Source organism: Sphingobium sp. B2D3C (genome assembly GCF_025961835.1).
GTDB lineage: Bacteria > Pseudomonadota > Alphaproteobacteria > Sphingomonadales > Sphingomonadaceae > Sphingobium.
Genome location: NZ_JAOQOK010000001.1, coordinates 2938270 through 2962293, shown reverse-complemented (window position 1 = coordinate 2962293; position 24024 = coordinate 2938270). Strand labels below are relative to the sequence as shown.

28 protein-coding genes are annotated in these 24024 nt (G+C 66.4%); 15 read left to right on the top strand and 13 right to left on the bottom strand.

The features are described 5' to 3' along the window. The first annotated feature begins 52 nt into the window (after window positions 1-52). The 3 genes from M2339_RS13675 to M2339_RS13665 all read left to right on the top strand — a co-directional run bounded on the left by M2339_RS13675 (window position 53) and on the right by M2339_RS13665 (window position 1824). Window positions 53-436 carry a MerC domain-containing protein gene (locus tag M2339_RS13675; RefSeq protein WP_264574071.1) on the top strand — a complete coding sequence of 128 codons (384 nt, stop codon included), beginning with the start codon at window positions 53-55 and terminating at the stop codon, window positions 434-436. Window positions 437-567: 131 nt separating this feature from the next. Then, window positions 568-957, top strand: a complete 390-nt coding sequence (locus M2339_RS13670) for a protocatechuate 4,5-dioxygenase subunit alpha (protein WP_264576948.1) — start codon at window positions 568-570, stop codon at window positions 955-957. A 3-nt stretch (window positions 958-960) separates the two neighbouring features. Then, window positions 961-1824: a class III extradiol dioxygenase family protein gene (locus M2339_RS13665; protein WP_264588224.1), complete on the top strand. Its 864-nt coding sequence runs from the start codon at window positions 961-963 to the stop codon at window positions 1822-1824. A gap of 129 nt (window positions 1825-1953) precedes the next feature. Here the strand turns inward: M2339_RS13665 and M2339_RS13660 are convergent, their stop codons facing one another. Next, entirely contained in the window at window positions 1954-3129 is a 1176-nt protein-coding gene (locus M2339_RS13660) for an L-lactate dehydrogenase (protein WP_264588225.1), read from the bottom strand. A gap of 353 nt (window positions 3130-3482) precedes the next feature. On the opposite strand from M2339_RS13660, the gene M2339_RS13655 reads away from it, so the two are divergent. Next, complete coding sequence (locus M2339_RS13655; RefSeq protein WP_264588226.1) at window positions 3483-3782, top strand: hypothetical protein; 300 nt, start codon at window positions 3483-3485, stop codon at window positions 3780-3782. Window positions 3783-3856: 74 nt separating this feature from the next. On the opposite strand, the gene M2339_RS13650 is transcribed toward M2339_RS13655, so the two are convergent. From M2339_RS13650 to M2339_RS13620, 7 genes are read right to left on the bottom strand one after another with little or no spacing between them, the layout of a single operon-like run. Continuing rightward, on the bottom strand, window positions 3857-4513 hold the full coding sequence (locus M2339_RS13650) for a glutathione S-transferase family protein (protein ID WP_264588227.1): 657 nt from the start codon (window positions 4511-4513) through the stop codon (window positions 3857-3859). A gap of 4 nt (window positions 4514-4517) precedes the next feature. After that, a complete protein-coding gene (locus M2339_RS13645) occupies window positions 4518-5009 on the bottom strand; it encodes a VOC family protein (protein WP_264588228.1) in 492 nt (163 codons plus the stop codon). A 12-nt stretch (window positions 5010-5021) separates the two neighbouring features. Then, complete coding sequence (locus M2339_RS13640) at window positions 5022-5792, bottom strand: VOC family protein (protein WP_264588229.1); 771 nt, start codon at window positions 5790-5792, stop codon at window positions 5022-5024. Window positions 5793-5815: 23 nt separating this feature from the next. Beyond that, on the bottom strand, window positions 5816-6175 hold the full coding sequence (locus M2339_RS13635; RefSeq protein WP_181560964.1) for a DUF1428 domain-containing protein: 360 nt from the start codon (window positions 6173-6175) through the stop codon (window positions 5816-5818). Next, complete coding sequence (locus tag M2339_RS13630; protein ID WP_264583930.1) at window positions 6172-6855, bottom strand: glutathione S-transferase family protein; 684 nt, start codon at window positions 6853-6855, stop codon at window positions 6172-6174. Before M2339_RS13630 ends, M2339_RS13635 begins: the two co-directional genes overlap by 4 nt. A gap of 39 nt (window positions 6856-6894) precedes the next feature. After that, a complete protein-coding gene (locus M2339_RS13625; protein ID WP_181560962.1) occupies window positions 6895-7125 on the bottom strand; it encodes a DUF4287 domain-containing protein in 231 nt (76 codons plus the stop codon). Window positions 7126-7148: 23 nt separating this feature from the next. Next, window positions 7149-7562 (bottom strand): VOC family protein, encoded by a 414-nt coding sequence (locus M2339_RS13620; protein WP_264583931.1) that lies wholly within the window; start codon window positions 7560-7562, stop codon window positions 7149-7151. Between the two features lie 88 nt (window positions 7563-7650). Between M2339_RS13620 and M2339_RS13615 the strand changes: the two genes are divergently transcribed. Together M2339_RS13615 and M2339_RS13610 are read left to right on the top strand one after the other, a co-directional pair. Beyond that, window positions 7651-8373, top strand: coding sequence for a winged helix-turn-helix transcriptional regulator (locus tag M2339_RS13615; RefSeq protein ID WP_264588230.1), 723 nt, complete (start codon window positions 7651-7653; stop codon window positions 8371-8373). Between the two features lie 39 nt (window positions 8374-8412). Next, window positions 8413-9924: a YifB family Mg chelatase-like AAA ATPase gene (locus tag M2339_RS13610; protein WP_264606396.1), complete on the top strand. Its 1512-nt coding sequence runs from the start codon at window positions 8413-8415 to the stop codon at window positions 9922-9924. Between the two features lie 22 nt (window positions 9925-9946). On the opposite strand, the gene M2339_RS13605 is transcribed toward M2339_RS13610, so the two are convergent. Together M2339_RS13605 and M2339_RS13600 are read right to left on the bottom strand one after the other, a co-directional pair. Further along, window positions 9947-11236 (bottom strand): dipeptidase, encoded by a 1290-nt coding sequence (locus M2339_RS13605; protein WP_264606395.1) that lies wholly within the window; start codon window positions 11234-11236, stop codon window positions 9947-9949. A 94-nt stretch (window positions 11237-11330) separates the two neighbouring features. Further along, window positions 11331-12170, bottom strand: coding sequence for a diacylglycerol/lipid kinase family protein (locus M2339_RS13600; protein ID WP_264588233.1), 840 nt, complete (start codon window positions 12168-12170; stop codon window positions 11331-11333). A gap of 191 nt (window positions 12171-12361) precedes the next feature. On the opposite strand from M2339_RS13600, the gene M2339_RS13595 reads away from it, so the two are divergent. The 7 genes from M2339_RS13595 (at window position 12362) to M2339_RS13565 (ending at window position 20056) form a co-directional block, all read left to right on the top strand. Further along, window positions 12362-13147, top strand: coding sequence for a succinate dehydrogenase iron-sulfur subunit (locus M2339_RS13595; RefSeq protein WP_264574082.1), 786 nt, complete (start codon window positions 12362-12364; stop codon window positions 13145-13147). Window positions 13148-13188: 41 nt separating this feature from the next. After that, window positions 13189-13653 carry a GFA family protein gene (locus M2339_RS13590; protein WP_264588234.1) on the top strand — a complete coding sequence of 155 codons (465 nt, stop codon included), beginning with the start codon at window positions 13189-13191 and terminating at the stop codon, window positions 13651-13653. Further along, entirely contained in the window at window positions 13650-14768 is a 1119-nt protein-coding gene (gene zapE / locus M2339_RS13585; protein WP_181560955.1) for a cell division protein ZapE, read from the top strand. Before M2339_RS13590 ends, zapE begins: the two co-directional genes overlap by 4 nt. A gap of 85 nt (window positions 14769-14853) precedes the next feature. After that, window positions 14854-16521 carry a hypothetical protein gene (locus M2339_RS13580; RefSeq protein WP_264606394.1) on the top strand — a complete coding sequence of 556 codons (1668 nt, stop codon included), beginning with the start codon at window positions 14854-14856 and terminating at the stop codon, window positions 16519-16521. Beyond that, window positions 16518-17651, top strand: a complete 1134-nt coding sequence (locus M2339_RS13575) for a glycosyltransferase family 2 protein (protein WP_319801026.1) — start codon at window positions 16518-16520, stop codon at window positions 17649-17651. Before M2339_RS13580 ends, M2339_RS13575 begins: the two co-directional genes overlap by 4 nt. A 109-nt stretch (window positions 17652-17760) precedes the next feature. Next, a complete protein-coding gene (gene sppA, locus M2339_RS13570; RefSeq protein ID WP_413714914.1) occupies window positions 17761-19656 on the top strand; it encodes a signal peptide peptidase SppA in 1896 nt (631 codons plus the stop codon). After that, complete coding sequence (locus M2339_RS13565) at window positions 19631-20056, top strand: GFA family protein (protein WP_264606393.1); 426 nt, start codon at window positions 19631-19633, stop codon at window positions 20054-20056. Before sppA ends, M2339_RS13565 begins: the two co-directional genes overlap by 26 nt. On the opposite strand, the gene M2339_RS13560 is transcribed toward M2339_RS13565, so the two are convergent. Next, the gene (locus M2339_RS13560; protein WP_264583964.1) at window positions 20032-20697 is read right to left on the bottom strand and encodes a trimeric intracellular cation channel family protein; all 666 of its coding nucleotides are present in this window, start codon (window positions 20695-20697) and stop codon (window positions 20032-20034) included. The genes M2339_RS13565 and M2339_RS13560 overlap by 25 nt on opposite strands. Before the next feature lie 131 nt (window positions 20698-20828). Between M2339_RS13560 and M2339_RS13555 the strand changes: the two genes are divergently transcribed. Beyond that, the gene (locus M2339_RS13555; RefSeq protein ID WP_264588238.1) at window positions 20829-21407 is read left to right on the top strand and encodes an NADPH-dependent FMN reductase; all 579 of its coding nucleotides are present in this window, start codon (window positions 20829-20831) and stop codon (window positions 21405-21407) included. A gap of 2 nt (window positions 21408-21409) precedes the next feature. Here the strand turns inward: M2339_RS13555 and M2339_RS13550 are convergent, their stop codons facing one another. Next, a complete protein-coding gene (locus M2339_RS13550) occupies window positions 21410-22087 on the bottom strand; it encodes a YggS family pyridoxal phosphate-dependent enzyme (protein ID WP_264588239.1) in 678 nt (225 codons plus the stop codon). Window positions 22088-22181: 94 nt separating this feature from the next. Here M2339_RS13550 and M2339_RS13545 point away from each other — a divergent pair, with 94 nt between their 5' ends. After that, complete coding sequence (locus tag M2339_RS13545; protein ID WP_264606392.1) at window positions 22182-22718, top strand: thiamine phosphate synthase; 537 nt, start codon at window positions 22182-22184, stop codon at window positions 22716-22718. On the opposite strand, the gene M2339_RS13540 is transcribed toward M2339_RS13545, so the two are convergent. Then, entirely contained in the window at window positions 22711-24006 is a 1296-nt protein-coding gene (locus M2339_RS13540; RefSeq protein ID WP_264588241.1) for an SGNH/GDSL hydrolase family protein, read from the bottom strand. The genes M2339_RS13545 and M2339_RS13540 overlap by 8 nt on opposite strands. Between the last annotated feature and the right edge of the window lie 18 nt (window positions 24007-24024).

Sequence of the window (24024 nt, the reverse complement as noted above, 5' to 3'; positions counted from 1 at the left end):
GGAGGCAAAGGATATGTTGTATCTTCCCGCGAGGGGGCGTATGGCCCTTGCAATGAGAACGCTCACCGCACCCCGGATGTGGACAATGCCACAGCTCGACCGGCTGGCCATCGGCCTGTCCGGCCTGTGCGCCGTGCATTGCCTGACGACGGCCATTGCCGTGGGCGTGCTGTCTTCGGTTGCGGGCATTTTCGAGGCGGAGATCATCCACGAAGCCGGCCTGATGATCGCCATGGTGCTCGGCGCGCTGGCGCTCGGCCACGGCGCCCTCAAGCATGGCATGGCGCTGCCGGTCGCGGTCGGCGCGCTCGGCCTTGGCATCATGGCCGGGGCGCTCAGCCTGCCGCATGGCTGGGCCGGCGAGACGCCTTATACGCTGCTCGGCGTCGCCCTGCTTGCCTTCGGTCACGAGCTTAATCGCCGCGCCTTCTGGTGACCCCCTAGCGCCAGGGGCGCTGCGACGACGACCCCCCGCGCGATCAACATCCCCTGCTTGATCAAGGTCAATGTCTGCTCAGCGCGGGGAGCGCAGTGACGGATCCAGTCCTGAAGCAGGAGCATGGATCAATGGGTGCGATCGAAACGATCGAGGCGGGAACGACCGCCAAACGAGTCATTCCCGGTACGCCGGTCTTCGACGGTGATGCGGCGGCGCGCGGCTTCGCGCTGAACGCCATGTGCTTTTCGTTCAACGATGCTGCCAATCGCGCCGCCTATCAGGCGGACGAGGAAGCCTATTTCGAGCGCTTCCATCTGACCGAAGAGCAGCGCGAGGCGGTCCGCGCCCGCAATGTCCTCCAGATGATCGAGGCGGGCGGCAACATCTATTATCTCGCCAAGCTGGCCGGCATCTATGGCCTCAACGTGCAGGATGTGGGGGCGCAGCAGACCGGCATGAGTGTCGAGGCTTTCCGTCAAATGCTGCTTGACGCAGCCCATCAGCAAGAGGAGGCCTGAGCCATGGCGCATATTCTCGGCGGTATCTTTACCAGCCACGTGCCGGCAATCGGCGGCGCCATTGCGCGCGGTCAGGAGCAGGACCCTTATTGGAGCCCGTTCTTCGACGGGTTCAAGCCGATCCATCGCTGGCTTGCGACAGCCAGACCGGACGTTGCGGTGGTCTTCTACAATGACCACGGGCTCAACTTCTTCCTCGACAAGATGCCGACCTTCGCGGTGGGCGCGGCGGACAGCTACCACAATGCCGATGAGGGCTGGGGCCTGCCGGTGCAGAACGGATTCAAGGGCGACGCTGCCCTCTCCTGGCACATCATCGAGGGACTGGTGGAGGACGAATTCGACGTCACGACCTGCCAGTCGATGCTCGTGGATCATGCGCTGGTCGTGCCGTTCCAGCTGTCATGGCCCGGCGGCGGCCAGTGGCCGGTGCGCATCGTGCCCATCGCCATCAACACCGTGCAGCATCCGCTGCCGAGCCCCAAGCGCTGCCTTGCGCTCGGTCGCGCGGTCGGCAAGGCGCTGCGCAGCTGGCAGGGCGATGAGCGGATCGTGGTGTTCGGCACCGGCGGGCTCTCCCACCAGCTCGACGGGGAACGCGCCGGCTTCATCAACCAGCGCTACGATCAGTTCTGCATGGACAATCTGGGCCCCGATCCGGATGCGCTGACGAAAATCAGCGCGCTCGATATTGTCGAGGAAGCGGGCAGCCAGGGCATCGAGATCGTCAACTGGATCGCGGCGCGTGGGGCCTTGGGTGATGATGTGGCCGAGGTCAGCCGGAACTATCACATCCCCATTTCCAACACGGCGGCGGCGACGATGTTGCTGGAAAGCGGTTCGACCGCCCTTGAACAGGCGGCCTGACGGGGAGGCTTAATCTCCCCTCCTGTTGAGAGGAGGGGCCGGGGGTGGTGGCGATGCGCGCGCATCGCATCGCCAAGAGTCATCGCGAGGTTGCTGCACCACCCCAACCCCTCCTCTGAACAGGAGGGGCTAAGGTTGCGCGTGTCCCGAACCGAACCCGCCCCGATGATCGAGCAGATGCGGCCCGGCGTCCGCTACGCGGGCGCAGCCGGTTAGCGCGAGGCCGGAGCGCAGTTCGAGCGCATATTGTGCGAGCATGCGGGAGACGGCGGCTTCTCCCCCGGCGGCGAGGGCGAAGGCCCAGGGGCGGCCGATCATGACGCCCTTGGCACCCAGCGCCAGCATGCGCAGCACATCGAGGCCGTTGCGGATGCCGCCATCGATCAGCACGGTAAGGCGATCACCCACCGCTGCCACGATATCCGGCAGCGCCTGCGCGGTGCCGACCGTGGCATCGAGCTGGCGGCCGCCATGGTTGGAGACGACGATGCCATCGGCACCGATCTCCGCCGCGCGGACTGCGTCGGCCGGGTCCATGATGCCCTTGAGCACCAGCGTGCCGGACCAATGCTCGCGAACGAAGGCCAGATCCTTCCAGGTGACGGACGGATCGAAGTTCTGGCCGCTCCAGCGCAGAAAATCGCCCATGCGCACCTTGCCGTTCATGATCGGCACCAGATTGCCGAGCGTATGCGGGCGGCCATGCAGTCCCACATCCCAGGCCCAGCCGGGATGGGCGAGGATCTCACGCCAGCGCCGGGTCTGACCGCGCAGGCCGGGCGGCCCCGATAGCCCCGAGCGCTGGTCGCGCCAGCGCGGGCCGGGCAAGGGCAGGTCGACGGTCATGAACAGCGTGTTGCAGCCCAGTGCCTTCACCCGGGCCAGCAGATCGGCGATGAACGCGCGATCCTTCGCCATGTAGAGCTGGAACCAGAAGGGGTGGCCGGTGCCGGCGATTTCTTCCGCCGAGCAGACCGTCACGGTCGAGGCGACCATCGGCACACCGTTGGCATGGGCAGCGCGGATCGCCTGCGCCTCGCCGCGCCGCGCCAGCAATCCACCCATGCCGATCGGCGCGAGCATCAGGGGCATGGCGAGCTTCTGGCCGAACAAAGTGGTCGAGAGGTCGGATGCCGAGACGTCGTTCAGCACTTGCTGGCGCAAGGTGACGGCGCGAACGGCGGCGCTGTTGCGCGCCAGGGCCAGCTCGTCGATGCTCCCGCCATCGACATAATCGAACAGGAAGCGCGGTAGCCGGCGGCGGGCGGCGTCACGCAGATCGGTGAAGCTGTGCGGCCAGACCATTCAGCGCCGTGCCTCGCGGGCCTTGGCGGGCGCGTTCGACGCCGCCTTCGTCATCCTCATCATCTGGCTCTCCTCACGGGGTGTGTGCCCCCCATTCTGTTCGCGGTGGTGAGCGTAGAGCGGATGACGCGCAAACAAAATAGCGTGCTCTCGATATGGCGCTCGGTGTGTGATGGTGAATTTCGCCAACTATCTGAATGAATAACCAACCTGTGGGAGGAGACTTTTGAAGGCGCTGAGCCTCCTGATTTTCAACCCACTGAAAAGACGTGTTTTTATGATTTGGCACGCAAAGTGCAGTGCCTTGTGTGTCAGTCATTCGGGACTGAAAAAATTCAGTAGGGAGAACCAACATGTCGAGCAAATTTCATCTGATCGCCGCCGCTGCCGCTATCGCCATCCTGCCGCTGGCCCAGCCGGCGCTGGCCGCGCCTGCTGCCGAAGCTACCTATCAGATCCCGGCCAAGGTGCTGAAGCGTGGTGGCCAGACCTTCTATTGCTTCAAGCAGCAGGCGACGACCGGCACGCGCATGTCCCGCCGGGTTTGCGTGACCGAGAAGGAGCTGAGCTATGCCGGCGCGCGGATCGAAGGCGCGGGTGAGACCGTGCAGATCAGCAAGGGCGGCGAAACCCGGATCGCGAGCCAGCACTGATCACTACAGGGGCCACAGGCCGGGGGGAGCGTGGGAGCGTGACCCCTCGGCAGCCGGCCGATGGTTAGAGGATTTCAATCCCGGTCCGGCGCGCCGAGCGGGAAATAATGGCGATAGGGCCTCGCGCCCTCGATGCAGCGGGCAACCGACGGGCGCTCGTTCAGCCGCCCGCGATAGGCGCGCACTTCCGGATAGCGCTCGCCGATGGGGTGGACCCAATCGGCATAGAACAGAGCCGGCGCGGCGGCGCAATCCGCCATGCTGAACCCTTGCGGCGAGGCCCAGAGATGCCCGGTCAGCCGCGTTTCCAGCCAGCCATAAATGGTCTCGAGCGCATCGCGCGCGCGCTGGGTGCGCACCGGATCGCTCGCGCCGATGAGGTGGGGCAGGGCCTCGGTCACCGCCGCCTGAACCGGCGTCATCACATGATTGTCGAACACGCGATCCATGAAGCGCACATCCAGCGCATCATGGGCAGTGGCGGGAATCAAGGGCGCGCGCTCATAGTGGCGCAGGTCGAGATATTCGATGATCGTCGTCGCCTCGATCACCGGTGTGTCTTCATCCATCAGCACCGGGAACTTGCCGAGCGGCCACTGGTCGCGCAGCGCGTCCATCACGCCTTCGTCTTCCACATTGCGCAGCGTGTAGGGCAGTTCCTTCTCGTGCAGCGCGATCATCGCCTTCCAGCTGTAGCTGGAGAAGGGATGGGCAAAGAGGATGTAACTCACGGGGTCAGTCTCCGGAAAAGGCGGTTTCGAGCGTGGCGATGTCGATCTTGTGCATGGTCATCAGCGCGCTGCTCATGCGGCGGACGGCGTCTGCGTCGTCGCTGGCCTGCATCTCCAGCGCCCGGCGCGGCACGACCTGCCAGGAGACGCCGAAGCGATCCTTGCACCAGCCGCACATGCTTTCCGCGCCGCCATCCGCGATGAGTGCGGTCCAGACGCGGTCCAGCTCGGCCTGATCCTCGACGGGGATGACGAAGGACACGGCTTCGGTCTGCGGAAACATCGGCCCGCCGTTCAATGCGGAGAAGGGACGGCCGCTCAGCGTGAACAGCACGAGCATGGCCGTGCCGGCGGGGAAATTGGGCGGGAAGGGCGAGTCATCGACATAGCGGACGATCCGGTCGATGCGGGAATCCGGGAAGAGCGAGACGTAGAAGGTCGCGGCCTCCTCGGCTGTCCCGTCCATCCAGATGCAGGGCGTGATCGCGCTGGTCATGCTCGCTCCTCCTTATCGACCGCCCACAAGCGCAAAACGCGCGCCCTGCGGATCGGTGCCCATGACGACCCAGTCACCGCCGGGAACCTCATGGGGGCCTGTGGTGATGGTGCCGCCATGCGCCGCCACTGCTTCCATCGCAGCGCGGATGGACGGCACCCGGAAATAGAAGCGCCATTCGGCCCGCTGGTCTTTCTGTTCCAGACTGGCGCCGATGGGCAGATCGCCCACGGACAGGAAGCGATAGTCGCCCATCGGCCCCATCGGCATGGCGGAGGGATTGGTCCAGCCGAACAGGCCTGTATAGAAGGCGAGCGCTGCCGGCTGGTCCGGCGAGGATAGTTCGTTCCAGCCGCAATGGCCCACCGCTTGCGGCGAGAAGGCGCGGCTGACGCCACCCTCGACGCTGCCACGCATGATGTAGAAGGGCGCGCCGTGCGGGTCGGCGGCCATGGCGAAGCGGCCGACACCGGGGATGTCCTGCGGCTGTACGTAGAGGCGACCGCCCATGGCCGGGATCGCCGCCGCTATCGCATCGACATCATCGACGCCGATATAGCCGAGCCAGATCGGGCGGCCGCCGCCGGCGATCATCTCGGCATCCAGCGCCATCATGCCCCCGACCTCGCCATCGGCGGCGCGGATCATGCGATAGTCCATGCCCGGCATGTCGCTTCGCTCCGCGATGCTCCAGCCGACCACGGCCCCGTAGAAGGCGCGTGCGGCCGCCAGATCGGAGGTCATCAGCTCGTACCAGATGAATTCGCCGTGCCTGTTGGTCATGGGGCCTCCTCCTCCCGCCAATGCTATTTGCGCTCGTCCAGAATCACGGTGAACCCACCGTAGATCATGCGCGGGCCGACCATTGGATTGTCCTCCGGGGCGTGCGCCATGCGCTCGTCGGCCATCAGCTTCTGCCAGCCGGAATCGCGAGTCGCCTTGTCCGGCCACTCGATCCAGGAGAAGACGACATCCTCGCCCTCTTCCGCCAGGACGGCGGTGCGCAGATCGTTGGTCTTGCCGGGCTGCACATCGTCATTCCAGCCCTCCACCACGCGCAGCGCGCCATATTCGATGAAGAGTGGATCGACCCGGCGGGCGATTTCCAGATAGTCTGCCTTGCGGCCGGGTTTCACCGGCACGAGGATGCCATCGATATAGGTCATGCGGATACTCCTTCTGATTGGACCGCATCATCGGAGATGAAGTCGGCCATTTGCGCCGCCATGGCGGCCTTGAATGCGGGACGCGCCTCGCCGCGCGCGACATAGGCGGTCAGCACGTCCGGTATGGCGAGGCGATCCGGCGAGAGATTGCGCAGCGCCTCGACCATCAGAAGGTCGCCGACCGTGAAGCGCTCTTCCAGCCAGGGTTTGTCGCCCAGCGCTGCGGCAAGCCGGTCGAGGCGGCCTTCCACCTGCTTGACGGCATCCGGGCGGCGCAGCCTCGCCCACTCCTGCCCGGCGCAGAACAGGTCGATGTCGGCAAGGTGCATGATGCCCGGCTCGATGCTGTTGAGTGCGGCGACGGCCCATGTGATCGCCCGCGCCCGCCCGACGGGATCGCGCGGCATCAGCCGCTCGTCCTTCTCGGCGATGTGGAGGACGATGGCGCCACTCTCGAACAGGGCGACATCCCCTTCCCGATAATGCGGCACCTGGCCGAAGGGCTGCTCGCGATAATAGTCCGCCGGCCGGTCGATGGCGCTGATCAGGCGGGTGCGATAATCGAGGCCTGCCTCCTCCAGCGCCCAGCGCACCCGCAGATCGCGGACATGGCCGCGCGCGAACGGCGGCACCCATGAAAATGCAGTCACCTCGATGGAGGCGCTATCCCTCTGAGACATGTATCACTCCTCTCTATGCGGTCTGAATGCCGCAGGGGCTCAGTCGCCTTCCTTGCGCGTACCCTTGAGCAGGGCGTAGACTGCCATCGCGTGACCCTGACCGAGATCGAAATCGCGCTTGAGACTGGCGACCAGCGTCGCCGCCTTCACCTCCGGGCGCAGCTTCTTCTCGTCGTCGAGAAAGCCTTGAAAGGCGGCGTAAGCGCGCAAGTCGTCCGGCGACTGGCCGGTTTTTGCCTTGATCGTGTCCAGATAGGCCTGGAAGGACATGGTCGCATCTCCTGCCGAAGCGCTCAGGCCGGTTGCGGGACGGCGCTCATGTCCATCCACGCGGTTTCCCAGATGTGGCCATCGGGATCGGCGAAGCTGCGGCCATACATGAAGCCGTGGTCCTGCAGCGGATTGGGATCGGGCGTGCCGCCCGCGGCAGCCGCGCGCTCCGTGATCGCATCCACGGACGCACGGCTCTCCTCGCTGAGTGCGAGCAGCACTTGCGCACATTCATGCGCATCGGGAATTTTTCGCGGCGTGAAACTGGCAAAGCGCTCGCGGGTGAGCAGCATGACGCAGATCGTCTCGGAAAAGCGCATCATCGCGGCGCTCTCGTCGGTGAATTGCGGATCGTTGACTGCTCCGATCGCCTCATAGAAGCGCATCGACTGTGCCAGATCCGTGACTGGCAAATTGACGAAAATCATCCGTTCCATGGCAGCTACCCGTCCTCTCCCAAACCCTCTCGCCGTATCGACCCATCCGAATCACCGACCTTGACGGAAGAAATTAGATGTTGCAACTATGGAGTTAGAAAAAATAACTCGCGAGCCGAATCCGCCGCAGAAGCGCCGGTTTGACGACGCCTGCGGCCTTGCGCACGGGCTCGATCTGGTCGGGGAGCGCTGGGCGCTGCTTGTCGTCCGAGAATTGCTGCTTGGGCCGCGTCGCTTTTCCGATCTGCGCGCCGCCTTGCCGGGGCTGAGCGCCAATGTGCTCACCCAGCGCCTGACCGAGCTGGAGGAGCGCCACATTGTCGAGCGTCTGCGCTTGCCGCCGCCCGCCAATGTGCAGGTTTATGGCCTGACGCCATGGGGCAGGGAGGCCGAGCCGATGGTGCTGGCGATGGCGCAATGGGCCTATCGCTCGCCGACGCATGACCGGATGCTGCCGCTCAACGGCACGGCCATGATGCTCTCCTTCAAGATCAATCTGGATCGGGCAGCGGCGGCGGAGATGGTGCTGCAGGTCGGCTTTCGCATTGACGGCACGCCCTATCGCGCCAGTCTGGATCGCGGGCTTTATCATGTCGAAGCCGGCGAGGTCTCGGCGCCGGACTTCGCCTATGAGGGCAGCGCGCGCGGCCTTGCCAAGCGCTTCTACGGCAAGATGCCCGTCGACCAGCTTGCCGAGACGGGCGAGCTCAGCGTGAGTGGCGATGCGGCGCTGGAGGCGCACTTCGCGGCGCTGTTCAACTTGCCGGCTCGATACCAGCCCAACGAAAGCGGCTCGACTTTGCCCCTCTGACCCGACATAGACAGGGAGGGGAACAAAGAGGGGGCAAGCTTGGTGGCGACGGTGGAAACGGTGGCGTTTCTCGGGCTGGAGGCCCGGCCTGTCGAGGTGCAGTGCCAGCTTGTCTCCGGCTTGCCGAACTTCATCGTCGTCGGGCTGGCGGACAAGGCCGTGGCGGAAAGCCGCGAGCGCGTGCGCAATGCCATCGCCGCCATCGGCCTCTCGCTGCCGCCCAAGCGCATCACGGTCAATCTTTCGCCGGCCGACCTGCCCAAGGAAGGCTCGCATTACGATCTGCCGATTGCGCTCGCCTTGTTGGGGGCGATGGGCGTGGTGGATGCCGAGCAACTGGCCGATCATCTCGTCGTCGGTGAGCTGGGATTGGACGGGCGCATCGCGCCGGTGCCGGGTGTGCTGCTGGCCGCACTCCATGCGGCGCAGGCGGACAAGACGCTGATCTGCCCGGCGGCGCAAGGGTCGGAGGCTGCCTGGGCAGGCTCGGAAGGCGTGCTGGCTGCGCCGGATCTGCTCGGTCTCATCAATCATCTCAAGGGCGCGACGGTGCTGCCGCGCCCGGCACCCGGCACTGTCGAACCGCCTGTGCCGGGGCCGGATCTGCGGCAAGTGAAGGGCCAGGAGGTCGCTAAGCGAGCGCTGGAGATCGCGGCGGCCGGTGGCCATAATCTGGTGATGGTCGGGCCGCCGGGCGCGGGCAAATCCCTGATGGCGAGTTGCCTGCCCGGCATATTGCCGCCGCTGACCCCGGCCGAAGCGCTGGAAGTTTCCATGGTCGCTTCCGTGGCCGGTACGCTCTCGGGCGGGCGGATCAGCCAGAACCGCCCCTATCGCGCGCCGCATCACAGTGCCTCCATGGCGGCGCTGGTCGGGGGCGGGCTGCGGGTGAAGCCGGGGGAAGTCAGCCTCGCGCATCTGGGCGTGCTGTTTCTGGACGAGCTGCCCGAATTTCAGCGCGCGGTGCTGGATAGTTTGCGGCAGCCGCTGGAGACGGGCGAGGTCAGCGTCGCGCGCGCCAATGCGCATGTGACCTTCCCGGCGCGGGTCCAGCTGATTGCCGCGATGAATCCTTGCCGCTGCGGGCATCTCGCCGATCCCGCTTTGGCCTGCTCGCGGGCGCCACGCTGTGCGGGGGATTATCAGGCGAAGGTTTCGGGACCGCTGCTGGACCGGATCGATCTGCAGGTGGAGGTCGGCGCGGTTTCCGCGGCGGATCTGCTGCTCCCGCCCCCGGTCGAGGGATCGGCGGAGGTCGCCGCCCGGGTCGCGCAGGCCCGGGCCCGCCAGACGGCGCGCGCGGCATCGAGCGGTGGTGCGCGCACCAATGCGGAACTGACCGGCGATGCGCTCGATGCCTACGCCGCGCCGGATGCGCCGGGCCGCGATCTTCTCGCGCAGGCTGCTGCGGCAATGAAGCTCAGCGCGCGGGGCTATACCCGCGTGCTCCGGGTCGCCCGCACCATTGCCGATCTGGCGGGCGCGGAGACGGTGGGGCGGGTGCATGTCGCGGAAGCGCTGAGTTACAGGCGGCGCGCGCCAGTGAATTGAGGGGGTGAATTGAGGGGATGGCTTAGCTCTTCGGCGCGGCGTCCATCGCCTCGCGCGTGCCGGTGGCGGGCGGTTCGTCCTTCAAGGAGGCGGCGACCTTCTCGGCCTGTTCCATGACGCGCAGGATGTTGCCGCCGGCCAGCTTGGCGATATTGGCATCGCTCCAGCCGCGTTTCATCAGCTCCAGCAGCAGCGGCGGATAGCTTTCAACGCCGGTCATGCCGTCCGGCAGGGCCGGCAGCCCATCATAATCGCCGCCTAGGCCGACATGATCATAGCCGGCGACCCTGGCGATATGATCGATATGATCGGCGACCATCTGCACCGTCACGTGCGGCTCGGGATTGGCGGCGAGCCAGGCTTCCATGGCGGCCTTCGCCCGGTCCGGCTGGCCGATATAGAGGCCGTTGAGCGGCGGCTGGTTGTAGAGCGCGCGCTGGGCGCCCTGCTGCACGCCCCACACCCGGCGCGCCTCCGAGATATAATTGGGCGCGAAGGCGACCATGACGATTCCGCCGGTGCGCGCGACTTCCTTGAGTACCTTGTCCGAGACGTTGCGAGGATGATCGCACAGCGCCCGTGCGCTGGAATGGGAGAAGATGACCGGCGCGCGGCTGGCGGCGATCGCGTCCAGCATCGTATCCTCGTTCACATGGCTGAGATCGACCAGCATGTTCAGCCGGTTCATCTCCCGCACCGCCGCCACGCCGAACGGAGTGAGCCCGCCATGGGCCGGATCGTCGGTGGCGCTGTCCGCCCAGGCGATGGTGCGGCTGTGCGTCAGGGTGAGATAGCCCACGCCCAGCTCGGCATAAGCGCGCAGGACCGAGAAGCTCTCGTCGATCTGGCCGCCGCCTTCCGCGCCGATCAGCGAGGCGATCCGTCCGGCCTTGTGCGCGGCCCGCACCTGCGCGGCGGTGCGCGCGAGCGTGAACTCGGCCGGGTAGCCGCGCACGATGGATTTCACGAGGTCGATCTGTTCCAGCGTTTTCTTGACCTGCTCCAGCGGCGGCAGCGTCGCGGGGACGTAGACGGACCAGAACTGACCGCCGACCATGCCCTGCCGCAGCCGGGTGATATCCGTATCGAAATCCTCCGTGTTCAGCCGGGTCAGGTCCACCGACCAGCGGGCATCGCCATCATGGCCGGCGATGGCGCCGGGCCAGTCATTATGCCCATCGATCAGCGGCGTGGCGGCGAGCACCTTCTTGAGGCGCGGCAGATTGGGATCGGCGGGGTCGGCCGGTTCGGCCAGCGCGGTTGTCGCGGAGAAAGCCAGAGCGGCGGTGAGCAGGCGCGTGAGCATGGACATGGCTGCATTTCAGCATGTCCGCGGGCTGGTGGGAAGAGCCCGGCGCGGGGCTTGAGGGGGAGAAATGTCGTACGGCGGGCGGCGGCGCTATGGCTCAGCGCCAGCCTGCGTCCCCCTGTGCGGCGAAGAAGCGCACGCCCGATTGGGCGCTGCGGAGGTTGAAGGGCGCCTTGGTGGTCGCCTTCTCGCCATCGACGAGCAGGTCCAGCGTCTTGCCGGCGCTCTCTATCTCCAGATGATCGGCGGTGCCGAGCGATTCGGAAGGCCCATTGCGGAAATCGCCCGAGAGCCAGGCCCAGCCATGCGCGAACAGTTCGCCGGCATTGCGGGCGAGCACGCCATAGGCGTGCAGGCCCTGCTTGGCCGGCTCGACGAAGATCGCGGGATAATCGCGCGGATCGCCGACGAGGGAGACGGCCGGGGCCTCGAAGGTGGCGGTGATGGCCTCCGGCACCTTTTCCGCCAGCGCGGCGAGATCATGATTGCGCAGCGCCTCGCGCACATTGCCCCACGCGGCCGTGGGGCCGACGATGATGCCCGTATAGGCGGTGATCTCGTCTGCCTCGATCACCGGCACGGGCATCACGGTCCCCTTGTCCGCCAGATAGGCCTTGGCGATGGCGAGCGGATCGAGATTGCCGTGGAGCCGGTGGGCCAGCAGGTTCATCGTGCCCCCGGGCAGCGCGAGCAAGGTGCCATCCCAGCCGGCGAGCGCCTGCGCGGTGGAGGCCAGCGAGCCATCCCCGCCGAGAATGATGACGAGGCCGATGCCGCGCTCACGGGCCTGCGCGGCGTCTGGGAGCGGGCCGTCGTCGATGGGCCGGGAGGTGCCGATGGGGCGGCCGGCCTGCGCGAACGCGGCCTGGATCGCGGACACCAGCGCAGGATCGCATGTGCCGCTGCGCTCATTATAGATGAAGAGGGAGTCGCTCATTGTGACCGTCATGCTCGCCGGGAACGTCTGGCGGGGTGTTTGGATGCAGGATGGCGGCGGTGACAAGCAATTTCGCGTGGCCTCCGCTCGGTGCTTGAGCCGCGCGGACACACGCGCTAGGACGCCGCATTGCTTTTATTGCGGCGCGGCATCAAGCGCCCGATCAGCCAGCAGGCGGCAGGAAACAGACGATGGCCGAATTCTCCCTCCCCGCAAACAGCGTCGTTCGCAAGAACGGGACCGTGCATAAGGCGCAGGACGGCGCCACGAACGTCAAGACGTTCAAGGTCTATCGCTACGATCCGGATAGCGGCGAGAACCCCCGCTACGACACGTTCGAGATCGATCTCGATAAATGCGGGCCGATGGTGCTCGATGCGCTCATCAAGATGAAGGGCGAGCAGGATTCGTCGCTGACCTTTCGCCGCTCCTGCCGCGAGGGCATTTGCGGCTCCTGCTCGATGAACATCAACGGCAAGAACGGCCTCGCCTGCACGACCGCGATCGAGGATTGCAAGGGCGAGGTCCGCATCACGCCACTGCCGCATATGGACGTGATCAAGGATCTCGTGCCGGACTTCACGCATTTCTATGCGCAATACAGCTCGATCAAGCCCTGGCTGCAGACCGTCACCCCGCCGCCGAGCGGCAAGGAGCGGCTGCAGAGCCCCGAGGATCGCGAGAAGCTGGATGGGCTCTACGAGTGCATCCTGTGCGCCTGCTGCTCCTCCAGCTGCCCGAGCTACTGGTGGAATTCCGATCGCTTCCTTGGCCCGGCGATCCTGCTCCAGGCCTATCGCTGGCTCGCCGACTCGCGCGATGAGATGACCGGTGAGCGGCTGGACGATCTGGAAGATCCCTTCCGCCTCTATCGCTGCCACACCATCATGAACTGCGCCAATGTGTGCCCTAAGGGCCTGTCGCCCGCCAAGGCCATTGCCGAGACGCGAAAGATGATGGTCGAACGCGCGATTTGACGTCACAGTCGACCGAGACAACGACAATTCGGAGATCGGCGATGGTGAAGGAAGGCGAAGTTCTGGATGGCGGCTGCTTGTGCGGAGAGCTCCGCTACAAGCTGACCGGGCCGACGCTGTGGGTGTCCCAATGCTGCTGCAAGGATTGCCAGAAGGCGACCGGCACCGGCCACACCACGATCATCGGCATCCACAACAGCCAGCTCACCATCGAGGGCACGCCCAAGACCTATACCAACCATGGCGATACCGGCGGGGATGTGACGCGGCATTTCTGCGGAACATGCGGCGGGCGGATTTTCACCTCCGGCACGCTGCCGGGCGAGTTCATCATGGTGCAGGCGGGGTCTCTCGATGAGCCCGACCGCGTCTCGCCGCAAAGCGTCATCTACATGAAGGATGCCGTGGCCTGGGACTATTTCGACCCGGCGCTGCCCAAATATGAGATCATGCAGCCGCGCGTGCAGCACAGCGCCCCGGCGGAGGCCTCCCCGCGCGACGCATGAGTGGCCTGCTCTCCTGTTATGACGACCTTATCGCCGCTGGAGAGCTGAAACCCGATCCGGATCAGCGCGCTGCCGCGATCCGGCTCGACCGGCTGCAGCAGGAGCTGGAAGCCGCGCCAAAGAAAGGCTCGGTGCTCTGGCGGATGCTCCGCAAGGCGCCCGAGCCGATCCGCGGCGTGTACCTCTGGGGTGGCGTCGGGCGCGGCAAGTCCATGCTGATGGACCTGATGCGCGATTGCCTGGATGGCCCGGCCAAGCGCCGCATCCACTTCCACGAGTTCATGCTCGATGTGCATGCGCGGCTGCGGGCGGTGCGCGAGAGCGAGAGCGGCGACCCGATTGCGCCCGTCGCCGCGCAACTCGCGGCCGAGGCCAAGGTGCTGCTGTTCGATGAAATGGTGGTCAACAACATGGCGGATGCCGCCATCATGTCCCGCCTGTTCACCGCCCTGTTCGATGCCGGGGTGACGCTGGTCGCCACCTCCAACCGCGCGCCGGACGATCTCTACAAGGATGGGCTCAACCGCGAGCTGTTCCTGCCCTTTATCGATCTGCTCAAGGCGCGGCTCGACGTGGTGCCGCTCAACGGGCCGACCGATTATCGGCTGGATCGGCTGGGCGGCATGGACATCTGGCATGTCCCCAATGGCGATGAGACCACCGCCAAGCTGCGCGAAATCTTCTTCCGCCTGACGGATTATCCGCCTGAAGACAGCGCCAATGTGCCGAGCGAGGAACTGAGCGTGGGCGGCGGGCGCAGCCTGCATGTGCCCAAGAGCCTCAAGGGCGTGGCGGTGTTTTCCTTCAAGCGCCTGTGCGGAGAGGCGCGCGGCGCGGCGGACTATCTCGCCATTGCGCGGCGCTTCCACAGCGTCATCATCGTCGGCATTCCGGTGCTCGGGCCGGAAAACCGCAACGAGGCCGCGCGTTTTGTCACGCTGATCGACGCCCTGTACGAGCATAAGGTCAAGCTGATCGGCGGTGCGGACGCCCTGCCTCAGCATCTCTATCCGCAGGGTGATGGCAAGTTCGAGTTCGAGCGGACGGTCTCCCGCCTGATGGAAATGCAGTCGCTGGAGTATCTCGCGCTCGGCCATGGCGCGCACGCCAGTTGACGTAAAATTAGGCTGCCGGTGCTAGCGGCTAGCTGAATGATGATCTGATATGCGGGCCGGTGGGCCTGTGGGACGTGGGGAATCAATGAAGCAGGGGTCCAGCGGTGCAGGACGGCTTTGGCTTGCGGCCACGCCCGTCCTCGTGATTTTTGCCATCGCGGCAGTCCTCTTCGCGCGCCTCCAGAATATCTGGATCGACGAGACGACCCAGCTTTCCGGCGTCACCCTCGCGCCCGGCACGCTGCTCTCCTGGTTGGCCGGCGGCTATGATGCCGGGTTCGGCGTGCCGGACGACCGGATGCCGCCGCTCAGCTACTTCATCGATATGATCGGCTGGCACCTGTGGGGTGCGAACGAGCTGGCGTTCCGGCTTTATCATGCCGCGATCACGGCGGGCGGTATCCTGATCCTGATGCGCGCGCTGGCATCCCGCTACGGGTTGCGCGCGGCCCTGATTGCCGGGCTGCTGCTGGTGCTTTCCCCCCGGCTGGTCTCCATGGCCGTCGAAATCCGCGCCTATCCCATCCTTCTCGCGATCAGCTGTGCGCAGGCGGCGATGGTGATTCGCGGCGACGTGGCGCAAAGCGTGCGGCGGCTGGGCCTGTTCGTGCTGCTCGGTGTGCTGAGCGGCTACACGCACTTCTTCGGCATCGTTGCGACATCGGCTTATACGTTGGCCATCTTCATCGATGCGCGGACTGTGCGCGGCGCCGTGCGGGTGGTGCTGGCCTATGCGCTGCTGCTGCTGCTGTGGGCAGGACTGGCGCCCTTCATTCTGGGAGCGGCCAATCTGAGTTCGCCGGCGCCCGGTTCCGCTGCGCCGGCCGGCGGGGTCGGTCTGGGCGACATCGCGGCCTTTCTGGCGCAGATGCTGGTGAGTGGCGCGACTTTGGTCGATCTGCCGGTGGCTGCCTTGTGCTTTGCGGGGGGCGCCATCCTTCTGCTCATCGCCGCAATCGGTCTTGGCGGGCAGGCCGCGACACGCGGAACAGCCATCCGCCATGATCCGGTCATCGGCCTGATCCTCGCGCTGGCTGCGGGCATGATCGTGACCATCGCGGCGGCGCTGCTGGTCTCGCAATTCGATGCGCTCGCGCCGCGCTATAATATCTGGATGCTGGCGCCGCTCGCGGTGATCCTCGCGCTCGCCGCTGACGGGGCCATCGCGAAGCGCGGGCGGATCGCCGACTGGGTTCGCCACGCAGGCACCGCCCTTCTGGTCATCGGTAGCGCGGCGGCGCTGGTCATGTTCCTGGTGCGGGCCGACTGGTTCATCCACGGGCCTTCGCGCACGCTGGAGGCCATGATGGCCAAGGCGGAGAAGCCGCTCGCCGTGCTGCATGTCGGCGATGCGTGGGCATGGGCCTATTTTCCGCTCTATCGCACCCATCGCGACGATCTGCCGCAATGGCTGCTGACGGCGGACGGGCAATCCGCGATTCGGATCACGCGCGGCGGCGATCCGGGTGGGCCGCCGCGGCCGCTGACGGCGCTGGCCGACCGCGCGACATTGCTGGTCAGCCATGTCGAACTCAAAAGCCACAACGACCTGCGCGCCTTGGCGCGGGGGGAGACGCCCCCGCCGGCGAGGGATTTGGTCCCCGCCCTGACGGCGGCCGGATGGCGCCCGGCGGAAACAATCGATCGTCCCGGTAATTTCGCCTTCATCGGTACGCTGTACCATCATCCCGACCCTGCATCCGCGCCGACCCGTCAACCCGCCGCGCCAGCCATTGAGGACCTTTCCGAGTGACCATCCAGACCATGACAGAAGCTCCGGTCGCGGCGCAGATGCTTCCGGCCGAGCTTGCGATCGTCGTTCCGACTTTCAACGAAGCGCAGAATGTGGCCCTGCTCGCCGATCTGGTCGACAAGGCCCTGCCCGGCGTCGCCTGGGAACTGGTGTTCGTGGACGATAATTCGCCCGACGATACCTCTGGCAAGGTGCGGGCGCTGGCTCAGCGCGATCCACGCGTGCGCATTCTCCATCGCTTTGGGCGCCGGGGCCTGTCGAGCGCCTGCGTCGAGGGCATTCTTGCGACGTCCGCCCCTTATGTGGCGATCATGGATGCCGATCTTCAGCATGACGAATCGGTGCTCAAGACCATGTTCGAGCGGATCAGGGCGGACGATGTCGATCTGGTGGTCGGCAGCCGCTATGTCGAAGGCGGCGGCATGGGCGACTGGAGCGAGAGCCGCCAGCGGATGAGCCAGTTCGCCACCAAGCTGGCGCTCAAGCTGACCAAGACGCCGATTTCCGACCCGATGAGCGGCTTCATGATGATGCGGCGGGATGCCTTCATGCGCTCGCTGCCCAATCTCTCGACCGTGGGCTTCAAGATCCTGCTGGATATCGCGGCCAGCGCACCAACGCCGCTGCGGGTTGCGGAAGTGCCCTACACCTTCCGCACGCGCCAGTTCGGTGAGAGCAAGCTCGATAGCCTGGTGCTGTGGGAGTATGTGCAGCTGCTCATGGACAAGGCGGTGGGCCATATCGTGCCCGTCCGCTTCCTGAGCTTCGCCATGGTCGGCGGCACGGGTGTGGTCGTCCACTTTGCGGTGCTGACGCTGCTGTTCGTGGCGCTGGGCATGAGCTTCGCGGTGGCGCAGACCGCAGCGACGCTCGTCGCCATCACCAGCAACTTCCTGCTCAACAACATGTTCACCTACCGCGACCAGCGCCTGCAGGGCTGGGGATTGCTGCGCGGCTGGATCACCTTCAATCTCGTCTGTGCCTTTGGCGCGGCGGCCAATATCGGCGTGGCGGACTGGTTGTTCGTCAACAAGGCCTATTGGGCCTTGTCCGCGCTGGCGGGCATCATGGTCAGCGTCGTGTGGAACTATGTGATGTCGGCCTTCTTCACCTGGAAGAAGAAGGGTTGAGGAACGGACACCCGGCGGTTCGCACATCGCCGGGGCGTTCTGCATCTGACGGGAACGTGCATCGGGCAGGAAGATGCGCTAGCGAAGCGGCAAAGGAGCCGCCAACGTGCTGAGTCTTGTGAAAACTGCCTGGAAAATCATGATGGGGGTGAAGGACGCGCTGGTCCTGCTCTTCCTCATCCTCTTCTTCGCGATGCTCTATGCCGGCCTCAAGGCCGCGCGGATGGAAGAGAGCTTTCCGGCAAGCGGCGCGCTCTATCTTGCGCTGGACAGGCCGATCGTGGAGCAGCCCCGGCCGATCGATCAATATGCGATGGTCGCGGGCACCGGCGGGTCGGGCGAATATCGCCTGCGCGACGTGGTGCGCGCCATCGAGGCAGCGGCGGGCGACAGCGCGATCAAGGCCGTGGTGCTCGATCTGGATGGCTTTGGCGGCGGCGGGCAGGTCGCCATGCAACGTGTGGGCGAGGCGCTCGACAAGGTGCGCGCCGCGGGCAAACCGGTGCTCACCCGCGCCTCTTATTATGACGATGCCAGCTACATGCTGGCCGCCCATGCCAGCGAGGTGTGGCTCGATCCGCTCGGCATGGTCGGGGTGACCGGGCCGGGCGGGAGCAATCTCTACTTCAAGGGCCTGATCGACCGGCTGGGGGTGAAGGCGCATGTCTACCGTGTCGGCAGCTTCAAGAGCGCGGTGGAGCCCTATACGCAGGCCGAACAGTCGCCCGAGGCGCGCGCCGCCAATGAGGCGCTGGTGACGGCGATCTGGTCCGACTGGCTGGAGCATGTCGGCAAGGCGCGTCCGGCGGCGCGGGTGCGCGATTATCTGGCCGATCCGCTGGCGCTGCTGCGCGCCAATGGCGGCGATACCGCCAAGGCGGCGCAGGCGGCGGGGCTGGTCGACAAGCTCGGCGATCCGGTGACATTCGGCAATCATGTCGCCGAAATCGTCGGGGAGGCGAGCGACCCGCGGCCGGGCGATTATGCCGCCATCCCGTTCGAGGGCTATTTGCGCAAGCATAAGGAAGGCAGCGGCGGGCAGGTCGGCGTCGTCACCGTCGCCGGAGAGATCGTGGATGGCGAAGCGGCGCCTGGGCAAGCCGGCGGGACCAGCGTCGCCAGCCTCATCAACGACGCGGTGGCCGAGGATTCGGTGAAGGCGCTGGTGCTGCGCGTCGATTCGCCGGGCGGATCGGCAGCGGCGGCGGAGGAAATCCGTCTGGCTCTGGCGCAGGCGCGCGCCAAGGGCCTGCCGATCGTCGTCTCGATGGGCAATGTCGCGGCCAGCGGCGGCTATTGGGTCAGCACGGCCAGCGACATGATCTTTGCCGAGCCGGCGACGATCACCGGGTCGATCGGCGTGTTCGGCATATTGCCGAGCTTCGAGGATGCGCTCGCCAAGGTCGGTATCACCAGCGATGGCGTGAAGGCCACGCCGCTATCCGGCGAGCCGGATGTGATCGGCGGGGTCAGCCCGGAGTTCAACGCGCTGGCGCAAGCGAGCGTGGAGGATATCTACGGCAAGTTCATCGGTCTGGTTGCCAGCAACCGCAAGATGACGCCGCAGCGGGTCAACGAGATCGCGCAGGGCCGGGTGTGGGCCGGCGGCATGGCGCATCAGCTCAAGCTCGTCGACCGCTTCGGCGGGGTCGAGGATGCCGTTGCGGAGGCGGCGCGGCGCGCCAAGCTGAGCGGTGACGCCGCAAGCGCGCGCTATTTCGATCCCGAACCGGATTCGCTGGCGCAGTTTCTCGGCATGTTCATGAGCGGGGAGGCGAGAGCGCCGACCCTCACCGCCCCGCGCGATCTGCTGAGCTATGCGGCGCGGCAGCAGCGGCAGATTGCCGTGCGGATCATGCGTGACCTGCAGGTGCTGGTCGAGGGGCCGTCCATCCGCGCGGACTGCCTGGAGTGCCGCGCCTTTACGCCGGCCAGCGCCATGACATCGGGCGAGCAGGCAGGCTGGCTCGGCATCCTCCTTGGCGCTGCCCAGCGGCCGCTCTGAAATGGCGGCCGCGATCACCGGCGGTTGCCTGTGCGGTGCCTGCCGCTATGCGACCGATGCGGCGCCGATCAACATTCGCGCCTGCCATTGCCGGCTCTGCCAGAAAGCGACTGGCGCACCGCTTTATGCGCGGGTGCTGGTGCCGCTCGATGCCGTCCGCATCGAAGGTCCGGTGGGATGGCATCACAGCTCGGCGGCTTTGCGACGCGGCTTCTGCACCGCGTGCGGCACCACATTGTTCTCGGAGCGCGCCTCGGCCAATGTGATCGGCCTTGCCATTGGCAGCCTGGATGAACCCGAGCGCTACCCGCCGACCGAGCATATCTGGACCTCAAGCGGGCTGAGCTGGCTGACATCGGCCGATGATCTGCCGCATTATCCCGAGGGGCCACCCGCCTGATCCGGGCTGATGCCGGTGCGATAATGCGGGAGCGCAAGGCCGCGCACGATGGCGACGGCGCGCAGGATGAAGCCGGCGATCACCGCCAGCACGGCGGCCCAAGGGGCTGCCATGCCGATGCTGGCGAGCAGGGCATAGAGGCCGGCCGACAGGGCGGCGGCGGTCACATAGATTTCCGGGCGCAGCACGATGGAGGGGTGGCCGGCCAGCAGATCACGGATGATGCCGCCGACGCAGGCCGTAATGATGCCCATCAGCGCGCTGATGAAGGGCGGGATGTCGAGGCTCATGGCCTTGGCGGTGCCGAACACGGCGAAGGCAACCAGCCCCACGGCGTCCAGCCAGTCGAGCGCGCGCTCGCTCCACCAGCGCTCGGGCGTCATCCACACCACCAGCGATGCACCGAGGCAGATGAGCGCGGGGCGCACATCGTGAATCCAGAAGACCGGTGCGCCGATCAGCAGATCGCGCACCGTGCCGCCGCCAACGCCGGTGGCGATGGCAAAGAAGGCGAAGGTGACGAGGGTCTGGCCGAGGCGCGCCGCCGCCAGCGCGCCCGAGGCCGCAAAGACGAAGATGCCCACCAGCCCCATGGCGGAGAGCAGCGCGTCGACGGGCACGGGCAGATCCTGCGGTGTCATGCGCCTTCCTTAGCGCAGATCGGCGGGCTTTCCATCTCTGCTGCCCCCTCTGCTGATACGGCGTTTCGCCAGTCGCGCAGGATGGGACAGGCTGCTAGGCTCGCGCCGACATTGCCACGGAGCCTGACAATATGAGCCTTTCGCTTCTCGTCTTCTATGGATCCTATCGGGAGGCGCGCGCCGGCATCAGGCTTGCCGATTATTGCGTGCGCACGCTGTCCGAACGAGGCCATAAGGTGGAGCTGATCGATGCGCGCGCGATCGGCCTGCCGATGCTGGACAAGCGCCTCTCCGACTACGCGCCCGGCACCGCACCGGCCGAGATGACGGCTCTCGCCGACAAGATCAGCGCGGCCGATGGCTTCGTGTTCGTCACCGGCGAGTATAATTCCGGTCTGCAGCCCGGCCTCAAGAATCTCATCGACCATTATTATCAGGAATGGCGGCGGCGGCCGGCCGGCATCGTCAGCTATTCGGCGGGGCGGATGGCGGGGGCGCGCTCCAGCTACGCCTGGCATCCGACGCTGACGACGCTGGGGATCGCCGTGATTCCCGCCAGCGTGGCAGTCGGCGGGATCACGGACAGTCTCGATGCGGCCGGCGAACCAAGCGGCGCGGGTGGCGCGGCGCTGGTGCGCAGCTTTGCCGGCTTTGCGGACGAGCTGGAATGGTGGGCCGGCGCGGTGAAGGCGCAGCGCAAGCCGGGCTGACGTCAGATGGCGTCGCGGGTGCCGAACAATGCGGTGCCCACCCGCACATGGGTGGCGCCGAGCATCACAGCCGTCTCATAGTCGCCGGACATGCCCATGGAGCGGCCCGGCAATCCATGATCGCGGGCCAGCTTGTCGAGCAGGGCGAAATAGGGCGCAGCTTCGACCTCCGCAGGGGGCACGCACATCAGCCCGACGACCGGCAGGTCCGCCGCGCGCGCCTGTGCCAGCAGGGCCGGCACATCGGCGATGGCGCAGCCGCCCTTCTGCTCTTCCTCGCCGATATTGACCTGCAGGAAGCAGTCCGGCCGGCGGCCCGCCTTGTCCATGGCCCTGGCCAGCGCCGCGATCAGCGAGGCGCGGTCGACGCCATGAACGGCATCGAACAGCGCGACCGCATCCTCCGCCTTGTTGGACTGAAGCTGGCCGACGAGGTGGAGGCGGATATCGGGATAGGCCTCGCGCAGCGCCGGCCATTTGGCCTGCGCTTCCTGCACGCGGTTTTCGCCGAACACGCACTGCCCGGCCTCGATAAGCGGGCGCACCGCCTCGGCCGGATGCGTCTTGCTGATGGCGATCAGCGTCACCGACCCCGCAGGACGACCCGCGACGCGTTCGACCCTGCTGATGCTGTCCCGCACATGCGCCAGCCGGCTTTCGGCCGTGCCCTCAGCGCTCATCTGATTATTTTGCCCATTCATCGGCGCCGCTATAAAAGGCGCGATGCACGCAGGCCAAGGCAAATCGCGCACTCCCCTGCCAACCCTGTGGCTGATGAGCGACGAGCGCGTTGCGACGGACGATCTGCTGCGCGCCATCGCGCGTCTGCCGCGCCAGTCGGCCCTCATCTTCCGCCATTATCGCCTCGACCCCATCGCACGGCGGGCCTTGTTCAATCAGGTGCGGCGGGCGGCGAACAAGCGTCATTGCCGCATTCTGCTGGCCGGCGATGCGGACATGGCCCGGCACTGGGGGGCAGATGGCCATCATGGCCCGACGGCCGGACCGCGCGACCCGCGCTGGCTGCATAGCGCGCCGGCGCACAGCCATAGGGAAGCGTTGGCCGCGCAGGGCGCCGGTGCGGACGTTGTGCTGCTCTCGCCGCTGTTTCGCACGCGTTCGCACCCCGGCGCGCGACCACTCGGCCCTGCCCGCTTTGCGGCGCTTGCACGACTGGCGACCCTGCCGGTGATGGCGCTTGGCGGGGTTCACCCACGCCATGCCGCCTTGGTGCGGCGCCTTGGGGCTGTGGGTTATGCGGCCATCGACGGGTTGACGCCCAGACGTGGCCCGCGCGGTGGCGCTATTTGAACAGCGCGAGGTCGATGGACGCGGCCAGCGCCTCATAACCTGCATCGGTGCCGTGCAGAAAGTCGCCCATATGATAACCGGGCCGCATCTGTTGCGGATTGGCGGGGTCCGCAAAGGCGGCGTCGAAATCCAGCCAGGCATCGAAGATCGTGCCGGAGCGGATGGCGGCATTGATGCCTTGCCGCACGGTCTCGGCCTCCGGCGTCCAGTAGGTCGCGCCCTTATAGGGGGCGATCGTCGCGCCGACCGCCGTGATGCCGCGCGCCCGTGCACGCTCGGCGATCTGGCGATAGCCCGCCAGCATCGTCTCCAGCGTTACCCTGGTGCCATCGGCGAGGACATTGGGCCGGCCGGTCTGCTGGGCCATGCGCTCGGCGCCAAAGGCGATGCCAAGATCGTTCACGCCCTCGAACACGATCAGATAGCGGATGCCGGGCAGGGCGAGGATGTCACGGTCCAGCCGGGCCAGCGCGCTATCGCCAAAGCCATCGCTGAGCACGCGGTTGCCGCTGATGCCCTGATTGGCGATGCCCCACTTGCCGGGATTCGCCGCCAGCAGACGGGCGGCGAGGAAGTCCGGCCAGCGCCGGTTCGCGCCGGGCGTGGAGCCAATGCCGTCGGTGATCGAATCGGCGAGCATGGCAATCGTTCCGGCACCGTCCTGCGCATCGATCTCCACGGCGGCGAGGAAGGGGCGATGCGGACCTTGCTGCACAGGCTCGAAAGGCTTGCCGAGATAATTGCCGGGGGGTGAGACGCGCAGTGTATCCAGCCCGCTTTCATGGCAGGTGCAGGGGCCGGTATCGCCCGGCACATAGATCTGCACGGAGAGGCGGGCGAGGTCCGGCACGGGCATGTCGACCGTGTCGCTCAGCAAGGGTGCGCGCGCCGGGATGCGGGCTGTCGCCGCGCCGCCGAAGCGCAGCATCCGGGCCGAGCCCGGTACTTCGGCGCCTTGCGGATCGAGCAGGGCGATGCGCACCCCGCCGATCTCCAGCGGCTTTTCGCCATAGGCATTGGTCAAGCGCAGCCGCAGTGCCTTGCCGCCGGCTGCGGTGCGGAGCGTCTGCACCAGCGTCTGATTCTTATAGCTTCTCGGCGCCATGAGCGGGCCAAGATCCGTGCGGGGACGGACCGGCGCGGCGGACCAGCTGGTGATCCAGTCTGCCCGGGCGGGGGCGGCCGAGAGAAGCAGGCCGAGGACCATGGCGACGATGCCCGTCGTGCGTCCGATCCGGCTTTTTTCGGCGTGATCGCGACGATGATGGACGATCTGATTTGTGCGCATAGTCCCTCTCCCCGTTGC

Excerpts from the sequence above, each read along its gene's own strand:
- M2339_RS13675 (WP_264574071.1), top strand. The coding sequence starts at position 53 with ATGAGAACGCTCACCGCACCCCGGATGTGGACAATGCCACAGCTCGAC.
- M2339_RS13670 (WP_264576948.1), top strand. The coding sequence starts at position 568 with ATGGGTGCGATCGAAACGATCGAGGCGGGAACGACCGCCAAACGAGTC.
- M2339_RS13665 (WP_264588224.1), top strand. The coding sequence starts at position 961 with ATGGCGCATATTCTCGGCGGTATCTTTACCAGCCACGTGCCGGCAATC.
- M2339_RS13660 (WP_264588225.1), bottom strand. The coding sequence starts at position 3,129 with ATGGTCTGGCCGCACAGCTTCACCGATCTGCGTGACGCCGCCCGCCGC.
- M2339_RS13655 (WP_264588226.1), top strand. The coding sequence starts at position 3,483 with ATGTCGAGCAAATTTCATCTGATCGCCGCCGCTGCCGCTATCGCCATC.
- M2339_RS13645 (WP_264588228.1), bottom strand. The coding sequence starts at position 5,009 with ATGACCAGCGCGATCACGCCCTGCATCTGGATGGACGGGACAGCCGAG.
- M2339_RS13640 (WP_264588229.1), bottom strand. The coding sequence starts at position 5,792 with ATGACCAACAGGCACGGCGAATTCATCTGGTACGAGCTGATGACCTCC.
- M2339_RS13635 (WP_181560964.1), bottom strand. The coding sequence starts at position 6,175 with ATGACCTATATCGATGGCATCCTCGTGCCGGTGAAACCCGGCCGCAAG.
- M2339_RS13630 (WP_264583930.1), bottom strand. The coding sequence starts at position 6,855 with ATGTCTCAGAGGGATAGCGCCTCCATCGAGGTGACTGCATTTTCATGG.
- M2339_RS13625 (WP_181560962.1), bottom strand. The coding sequence starts at position 7,125 with ATGTCCTTCCAGGCCTATCTGGACACGATCAAGGCAAAAACCGGCCAG.
- M2339_RS13620 (WP_264583931.1), bottom strand. The coding sequence starts at position 7,562 with ATGGAACGGATGATTTTCGTCAATTTGCCAGTCACGGATCTGGCACAG.
- M2339_RS13615 (WP_264588230.1), top strand. The coding sequence starts at position 7,651 with ATGGAGTTAGAAAAAATAACTCGCGAGCCGAATCCGCCGCAGAAGCGC.
- M2339_RS13605 (WP_264606395.1), bottom strand. The coding sequence starts at position 11,236 with ATGTCCATGCTCACGCGCCTGCTCACCGCCGCTCTGGCTTTCTCCGCG.
- M2339_RS13600 (WP_264588233.1), bottom strand. The coding sequence starts at position 12,170 with ATGAGCGACTCCCTCTTCATCTATAATGAGCGCAGCGGCACATGCGAT.
- M2339_RS13595 (WP_264574082.1), top strand. The coding sequence starts at position 12,362 with ATGGCCGAATTCTCCCTCCCCGCAAACAGCGTCGTTCGCAAGAACGGG.
- M2339_RS13590 (WP_264588234.1), top strand. The coding sequence starts at position 13,189 with ATGGTGAAGGAAGGCGAAGTTCTGGATGGCGGCTGCTTGTGCGGAGAG.
- zapE (WP_181560955.1), top strand. The coding sequence starts at position 13,650 with ATGAGTGGCCTGCTCTCCTGTTATGACGACCTTATCGCCGCTGGAGAG.
- M2339_RS13580 (WP_264606394.1), top strand. The coding sequence starts at position 14,854 with ATGAAGCAGGGGTCCAGCGGTGCAGGACGGCTTTGGCTTGCGGCCACG.
- M2339_RS13560 (WP_264583964.1), bottom strand. The coding sequence starts at position 20,697 with ATGACACCGCAGGATCTGCCCGTGCCCGTCGACGCGCTGCTCTCCGCC.
- M2339_RS13555 (WP_264588238.1), top strand. The coding sequence starts at position 20,829 with ATGAGCCTTTCGCTTCTCGTCTTCTATGGATCCTATCGGGAGGCGCGC.
- M2339_RS13550 (WP_264588239.1), bottom strand. The coding sequence starts at position 22,087 with ATGAGCGCTGAGGGCACGGCCGAAAGCCGGCTGGCGCATGTGCGGGAC.
- M2339_RS13545 (WP_264606392.1), top strand. The coding sequence starts at position 22,182 with ATGAGCGACGAGCGCGTTGCGACGGACGATCTGCTGCGCGCCATCGCG.
- M2339_RS13540 (WP_264588241.1), bottom strand. The coding sequence starts at position 24,006 with ATGCGCACAAATCAGATCGTCCATCATCGTCGCGATCACGCCGAAAAA.